The sequence below is a fragment of the Vibrio sp. YT-19(2023) genome, from assembly GCF_033337395.1.
Window position 1 is genome coordinate 1 of record NZ_JAWOQN010000066.1, and the last position, 7,825, is coordinate 7,825.

At 45.2% G+C, this 7,825-nt stretch carries 5 protein-coding genes; 1 reads left to right on the top strand and 4 read right to left on the bottom strand.

The genetic code is table 11. The features are described from left to right. Window positions 1-752 precede the first annotated feature (752 nt). Genes R7E78_RS23640 through hemC form a run of 4 tightly spaced genes read right to left on the bottom strand, consistent with a single transcriptional unit; the run spans window position 753 to window position 4,832 of the window. The gene (locus R7E78_RS23640) at window positions 753-1,934 is read right to left on the bottom strand and encodes a heme biosynthesis protein HemY (RefSeq protein WP_318058300.1); all 1,182 of its coding nucleotides are present in this window, start codon (window positions 1,932-1,934) and stop codon (window positions 753-755) included. Continuing rightward, window positions 1,934-3,145: a uroporphyrinogen-III C-methyltransferase gene (locus tag R7E78_RS23645; RefSeq protein WP_318058301.1), complete on the bottom strand. Its 1,212-nt coding sequence runs from the start codon at window positions 3,143-3,145 to the stop codon at window positions 1,934-1,936. Before R7E78_RS23645 ends, R7E78_RS23640 begins: the two co-directional genes overlap by 1 nt. A gap of 17 nt (window positions 3,146-3,162) precedes the next feature. Next, a complete protein-coding gene (locus R7E78_RS23650; protein WP_046874396.1) occupies window positions 3,163-3,891 on the bottom strand; it encodes a uroporphyrinogen-III synthase in 729 nt (242 codons plus the stop codon). Window positions 3,892-3,893: 2 nt separating this feature from the next. Continuing rightward, window positions 3,894-4,832, bottom strand: coding sequence for a hydroxymethylbilane synthase (hemC, locus tag R7E78_RS23655; protein ID WP_033907277.1), 939 nt, complete (start codon window positions 4,830-4,832; stop codon window positions 3,894-3,896). Between the two features lie 346 nt (window positions 4,833-5,178). Here hemC and R7E78_RS23660 point away from each other — a divergent pair, with 346 nt between their 5' ends. Beyond that, window positions 5,179-7,707, top strand: coding sequence for a class I adenylate cyclase (locus R7E78_RS23660; protein ID WP_053350817.1), 2,529 nt, complete (start codon window positions 5,179-5,181; stop codon window positions 7,705-7,707). Window positions 7,708-7,825 lie beyond the last annotated feature (118 nt).

Below are 7,825 nucleotides of genomic sequence, written 5' to 3' on the forward strand. Positions count from 1 at the left end.
GGTTGAAAGCACCGGTCTTGAAAACCGGCATACGTTAATAGCGTATCTAGGGTTCAAATCCCTATCTCTCCGCCACTATTAAGAAGCCTCGCTAGAAATAGCGAGGCTTTTTTCATTTCCGCACATCTTTATTACTCTATCTGTGCTTGTCAAAAATCAATTCCATATGCGATCTACTTTTCGACAAAGTAATATTGGTATCGGTATTGGTTGTGACGTTTTGATTTTTGCTAAGAAGTGCAGTTGCCTCTAACGCTGTTCATCCTCATCACTGCATGCTGTCCCGATAAGGTTGTTGGAGATGCTTTGTTAAGGTGTTGAACCATCTATTGCCTTATCGTTCTCTTAAAGCACTACCATTGCTTCTCTAGCCCCTTTTACCGGATAGACCGAACAAATAAGTATACTCAAATAGCCACTGTTTCACTGATGTATCTTTTTGTTTTACTCAGTCTAGCGACGCGTGTGCTCTATTGACTAAATCTAGCTACGTCTTAAAACCATACATCAACAGGCTAAAGTTACGTATTCCTGCATCTTTTAAAATTGTTTTGGATTCTGCTGGAATGACAGGATCAGAGTAGTCAAAAGAGAAGAGTGAAAGTGAAACGATAGTGAGTTACTAGGAAGTCGGGCACTACTTGGGAGCCAATGAATTGGATAAACATATTGATGACTAAGGACTAAAGGGTTAATAGCAGGCAATAAAAAAGCCGACAGGTAAGCTGTCGGCTTGGTTAGGTCATCTTAAGTTAGTCATTCTGTACGAGCGTGAGAGCTTTACGAGAGACTTCGTGAGCAGCTTTGGTTAGGTTTTGCTTCTCTAGTGTGTCTGCTAGGAATGCATAGTCAGAGACGTCAGAGCGAAGCTTTAAGGCGATCTCAAAGTGGTCTTGGGCTTTTTGCCATTTCTCTTGACGGAAATAGAAGTGCGCTAATGCGCTATGGGCAGCGGCGTTATCCGGTTCTTTCTTCACCACTCCCTCTAAGAAGACCACGACAGGGTGGGTATCTGGCAGGTTTAGATCTGGCAGTAGTTGATAAAGCTCAGGAGCCGGTTGTTTTTTCAATGCTTCTTTTAGCACAGTAAAGGCTTCAGCATCTGCTTTCCGGGCTATCAACTCACGAGCAAAACAGGCGACTAGGTGTGTGTCTTGTTTTACTTTGCGTGCAAGGCCATTCCAATGAGAGATAAGCCCTTCGCTACCTTGCTGCTGTGCTACTTCATGGAGTAAGCCGCATTGCGCCTTTTGAATCAGCTCTGCGTGTTCTTCTTCCGTGATGAGTTTTGCTTTGGTTAATTGTGGCAAGAGGTCAATAAGAGGTTGCCACAATTTTAGCTGCATGTACGTTGTTTTCAGCAAGTTCAATACAATCGAATTACTCGCATACTGACCTTTTAACGATTGCAAAGTATCGAAAGCAGCCTCGAACTCGTTGTCGCGGATAAATTGTTTCGCTCGAGTCAGCTCTACTGCGAGATGAGCATTCTCTTGCTGGCTCGCTAGCTCCAGGTAGTGATCACGTTTTGCTTTATCACCTTGACCTTGTGCAGCTTCAGACGCGACTAAGTAACAAAGTAGCGGCATATCGTGATGATTCGCCCAACGAGTCACTTTTTTCTCGGCACCTTTCCAGTCTCCTTCAAGGAGTTTAATAATGCCTTCATTGGTGTATCGACGGGAATGGCGCATTTTGCGCACGCTGAAGTAGTTCCATGTTGTAGAACTTGCGTAAACTAGCTTTTTAATTAGGTACTCAAGTAGAAAAAGACCTGCGAGTGCTGCGATAACGAATATGACCAATGTCGTTACGCTCATCTCGATCGTTTTCTCAGCGATGGAGATGAGTACATAGCCTTGCTGACCTGAAAATTGAGTACCAACAAATAGTCCTGCACCTAGTACAACAAATAGGAAAATAAGACGAAACATTACTTATCCTCCATACCTGTCATCGTTGTGACTTCGCGACGTAGGCGCTCACGGATGACATCTGATAGTTGAGATTGACTTTGCAGTTTCGTTGGGTATTCCACTTGAATGTTTTGCTGGCTTAACTGGTTAACAGTTTTGTTGAACTCTTTAACGGAATTATCGTCTTGGTTGAAGAAAGCTAATGCCCATTTGTCGGCCGTTTTTAGAGACATGGTGTAAATTTCACCTTGCTCTTGGTACACCGCTTTTATTGCGGTCTCCAATTTGGCTTTGATGTTTTCTTTTAGGTAAAAGTGTTGCTCAGGAGAAAGCAGTGGAATGACGTTACCATCGCGCGTGCGGAAGGTAATGAAGTTTTCTGAAAAGTCCTTCAGAGAGGTCATTAAGTTATCTTGCCAGTTTGCAATATCTTCAGACACTTCAGTGTTCTCTACGACTTCTGCTTCTGGGAGTAGTGCATTGGCGAGAGGTAGCTTGTCTACTTGCTGTTGCAGAGCAGTTAAGCGTAGTACCAATCCATCACGGTCAATCAGCGGGATAGTACGAAGTTTGGTGATATCGTTCGCCATTGCTTTACGTAGTTTGACGAGGCTAGGGTCATTCAGTGCGGCAATGCGTTGATCAGCACTTTCCATTAGTTGAGTGGCGCTTTCTACGTCATGCTCTAAGAACAGTTTACGACCTGCTAATTTGACGAGGTAATCGGCTTCAGCAAGTAGCCAGTCGTTTGGTCTACGACCTTTCACATCGGCAACGGCGAGCTGTAAGCTTTCAATGCTCTTCTGTTGCTGTCCAAGTACCACTTCCGCTTTGTGTGTCACGGTCGTTGCTTTCTCGATGGTTTCTTCTTGTACCCGGCTGAGCTCTTGCTTCATGGAAACTTGAGTGCTTTCTAGCTGACTTTTTAGTTGGGCGATCTGCGCTTGGTAATCGGCTTGCTGCTGATGTAGTTTGTATGCGAGGCCACCGCCAAAAATAATCGATAAGATGATAGCGACTGTGCCTAGTTTAACTCCGCGCTTGCCTTGTTTTTCTTCAAATTCGACTTTGGCTGGCTCGGCTGTTTTTGGGGGCTCGGCCACTTTTGGCTGTTCTTTTTTAGGGGCCGCATCCTGCTGCGATGTGCTTTTTTCGGCTATCGGTGCCGATGAGGTTTCTTCGGAAAGGTTTTTATCGTTATTTTTTTGGTCGTTATTTTTACTTGTCATGCCTATATCCTGTGTAGCTAGGGCTGGAGAGCCGCCAGTAATTCTTGGTTGGATGCGCTTCCCGTGCATCTCACCCGAGTGAACCCCCTTTGAAGTGCGATGTCAGCGATACGCTGACTGGGGATATACAACTCTTGTTGATTAAGCCAAGTCAATTGCTCTGACGTCAATTGGCTGCACAAATAATCCAGTTGCTCACCACTGGTGACGATGATCTGGTCAATTTGTAGGGTTTTCCATAGTGAGACACAGCTTACTGGATCGAATGGGATGAATTCTCTCTTGTAAGTCTCACTATAGTGAACTTTTGCGCCACGTCTCACCAATGCATCTTTGATCAGCTCTCTTCCACCGTTCCCACGAAGGATAAGAACCTGTTGTTGGGCAACATTATTGAGCTCTGGCAGTCGCAATAAATGTTCACTATCACTGACTTGGGGATAGTGTACTTTCTGTTGGGTACATTTGCTTAAATAGTGTGCTGTTTTTTGACCAACGGCAAGGTAAATGGCTTGTTTCGGCCATGATGTCTCGTTGCTGGCTAAGATTTGCTGTGCACATTGCACGGCATGTCGACTAACAGCTATAACAATTTGAGCTTGATGTAGATGTTTAGAGAGGTGCGTGTCCGTGAGATCGGCGACAATGTCGATCAGAGGATGGTGATATGCGGAAATGCCGTGCCTTTCGAGCAGAGAGCAAAGCGCGTTGCCTTGCTCTCCCGGCCGAGTGACCAACACTGCCATGGTTATTCGTGATCTGCGTACAGCTTAGTTAGGATTTCACGAGCGCCGTTATCTAGCAGCTCATTGGCTAGCTGCACTCCTAATGCTTCGCCATCTTTACGATGGCCACGAATTTCACCACGAACAATTTCGCTGCCATCTGGTTCGCCAACTAATGCGCGTAGCCAAATGTTGTCGCCGTCTAGTAGGGCATAGCTGCCGATAGGTACCTGACAGCCGCCTTCTAGCGTAAGGTTCATTGCGCGCTCACACAAAACGCGGTCTACGGTGTCTTGGTGGTTAAGTGGCTCAAGCAGCTTAAGCAGTCTTTCATCGTCAAGGCGGCACTCAATACCGACAGCACCTTGGCCTACCGCTGGTAGTGATTGCTCTGGTTCGATAAAGCTACGAATGCGCTCTTCAAGCTTCAATCGTTTGAGGCCAGCCGCAGCAAGAATGATTGCATCATACTCACCCGCATCTAACTTACCAAGGCGAGTGCCCACATTACCGCGAAGCTCTTTGATGATGATGTCCGGACGATATTCTTTCAGTTGGCATTGACGGCGCAAACTGCAAGTACCAACCACGGCACCTTGAGGGAGCTCATCAATGTGGCTATAGGTATTAGAGACGAAGGCATCACGAGGATCTTCACGCTCACAAATGGTCACGAGGCCAAGGCCTTCTGGGAAATCGACGGGTACGTCTTTCATTGAGTGAACGGCGAGGTCTGCACGTCCTTCTAGCATCGCGACTTCAAGCTCTTTTACGAACAAGCCTTTGCCGCCAACTTTTGCTAGTGGTGTATCTAAAATCACGTCACCTTTGGTCACCATGGTTACTAACTCGACTTCCAAGCCTGGGTGAGCGGCTTGAAGGGCGTCTTTAACAAAGTAAGCTTGCCATAAAGCAAGAGGGCTTTTTCGAGTTGCAATGCGAATCGGTGTGGATTGTGTCATGATCTTCTCAATGCTGTTTGGATTTGGGTTTATCCTACCATTCTCATCAAGAAATGCTTACTGTTAGTTCGTTATCTCTGAAGGCTATGAATGGAATTACATGACGTTATGAAAATAGTGTGACTGGATTCTCAATTAGACTAAGGACTATTATTAGTAACAGGTAATAAGAGCGACACTACCGCGCGATTAATTTTGTGACTAAAGTATGGTTTTGTATCCGGAGTGATACACGGGCGTGAAGCTTTACCCGCACCAATAAAAGTGTTAAATTGATCACGTTTTTAAGCCGTTTTGGTTTAAAACGTCAGCAGATTTTCGTGATTGTTCAACCAAGGAATTCCCCTTGCAGGCTTACACCCAAAAAATCATCCAGCGACTAGATAATTTGAATCAGCAGCGAGTTGATCGCGCGTTGGCGCTTATGGATTCGCAAAGCCAGCAAGTCTTCCATTTGATTCCTGCCTTGTTGAACTACAACCATCCTGTAATTCCTGGCTATTATGATGCCGATGTCCCGTTTGGTGTGCATGGGCTTGAACTAAATAGCATTCAGCAACAATTCATAGATGATATTCAACTTGCCATTGGTCAGCCGCTCAAGACGGTAGAAAAGCCCGCTATATTGGGTTTGTACACCATGGGCAGTACCTCCTCGATTGGTCAAAGTACTTCCAGTGATTTGGATATTTGGGTGTGTATTTCACCAGAGATGGATTGTGACGAACGCGAGTTATTGACCAATAAATGCCTACTCATCACGGATTGGGCACAAAGCAAAGGCGTGGAAGCGAACTTTTTCTTAATGGATAAAGAGCGCTTTAGAAGCAATCATTCTGAGGAGATGACAGGTGATAACTGTGGTTCATCTCAGCACTTACTTTTGCTAGATGAATTCTATCGTAGTGCGGTGCGTATTGCCGGACAGCGTTTGTTATGGCAAATCGTGCCGCCAGAAATGGAAGAGTGTTACGACGAGTACGTTTCTCAACTGTGCAGTGATGGTTACATCGACTGTAGTGAATGGATCGACTTTGGTAAATTGAACTGCATTCCTGCTGAAGAATACTTCGGCTCGAACTTGTGGCAGTTATACAAAAGCATCGACTCTCCCTACAAATCGGTATTAAAAGCCATCTTGCTAGAAGCTTACTCGTGGGAATACCCGCATACTCAATTGTTAAGCATCGACACTAAACGTCGTTTCTTTGCTCATGAGCCTGATCTCTATGGCATGGATGCGTACTACTTAATGTTGGAAAAAGTAACCCGTTACTTAGAGCGAATTCAAGACGATACACGTTTGGATTTAGTGCGTCGCTGTTTCTATCTCAAAACCCATGAAAAACTATCTCGTGAGCCGAATGTTGGCTCAGTAGCTTGGCGTCGTGAAGCGCTGAGCGATATGATTGCAAAATGGAATTGGGATGCCAGTGTCGTTGCAGAGCTCGATGACCGCCGTAATTGGAAGGTTGAACAAGTAAAGGTGGTACATCATGCATTGCTGGATGCGTTGATGCAAAGCTACCGTAACTTGATTCAATTTGCGCGTCGTAACGACATCACTTCTGCTATCAGTCCGCAAGACATCAGTATTTTGGCTCGTAAACTTTACGCGGCTTTTGAAGTATTGCCGGGCAAAGTAACGTTACTAAACCCACAGATTTCACCTGATCTGCACGAGCCTGACTTGAGCTTTATCGAAGTGAAAAAAGGGGGGGTAAACAAGTCTGGTTGGTACCTCTATAAACAACCGCTTATTGCGCACCGCATTTTGGGGCAACCATATCTAGAGCATCATGAATACTTGAGTAAGTTGGTTGCTTGGGCATTCTTCAATGGCTTGATCACTGAATCGACTCGTTTACATGCCGTGGTACGTGAAGCGCAGCTAGATATTGATAAGTTTTACCAAATGGTGAGTGACTTACGAAATACTTTTGCGTTGCGTAAGCGTCGTCCATCTATGCAGGCGCTAGCGAGTCCTTGTGAAATAAGCCAGCTTGCGATGTTCATCAACTTCGAAAATGATCCGACGTCTGAACTTTCTGGTCGTTCGCTGAAAGTGGATGTTAAGAACACCGATATTTTTAGCTTTGGTCCAGAACATAAAAATTTAGTCGGCAGTGTTGACCTTGTTTACCGTAATTCTTGGCATGAAGTGCGTACGCTGCATTTCAAAGGGGAAACGGCGATGCTGGATGCACTGAAAACCATTTTGGGCAAAATGCACCAAGATGCGTTGCCACCAGAATCAGTGGATGTGTTCTGCTATGCGAAGAACATGCGTGGTGTGATGCGCAATATGGTTTACCAGCTTTTAGCTGAATGTATCGACTTACGCTTGAAACCAGTAGAGCAAGAGAAACGTCGCCGCTTTAAAGCGATGCGTCTTGGTAACCAGACTTATGGGTTGTTCTTTGAACGTCGTGGTGTGTCGGTGCAGAAGCTAGAAAATTCCATCGATTTCTACCGCAGCATTTCCACTAACAAACTCAAAGGCTCGCCGCTGTTAATGCTCGATCGTGAGCAAGAATATCAAATGCCGGAAGCGGTGGATGGGTTTGCCAGTGAAGGTCTGGTGCAGTTCTTCTTTGAAGATAACGAAGATGGCTTCAATATTTATGTGTTGGATGAGTCAAATCAAGTTGAAGTGTATCACCAATTTAGTGGCTCCAAAGATGAAATGATTTCGTCTGTAAACAGTTTCTACACGTCGGTAAAAGACGATAGTCGCGTCGCGTCGAAGTTTATTAACTTTAACCTGCCTCAGTACTATCAAATTATTCACCCTGAAGAGGGGAATGCGTATATCATTCCTTACCGTAATGACGGTTGTTCACCGAGTCGCCCGACCAAAACTGTGAACGCGTAATTAAACCCGTATCAATAAACAAAAAGAGCACTTCGGTGCTCTTTTTGTTTTCAGCCCTAAACCACCTACTTCAGTAGGTGGTTATCATCCGCTTCGGCTTTGCCTGTAAAACTACTCA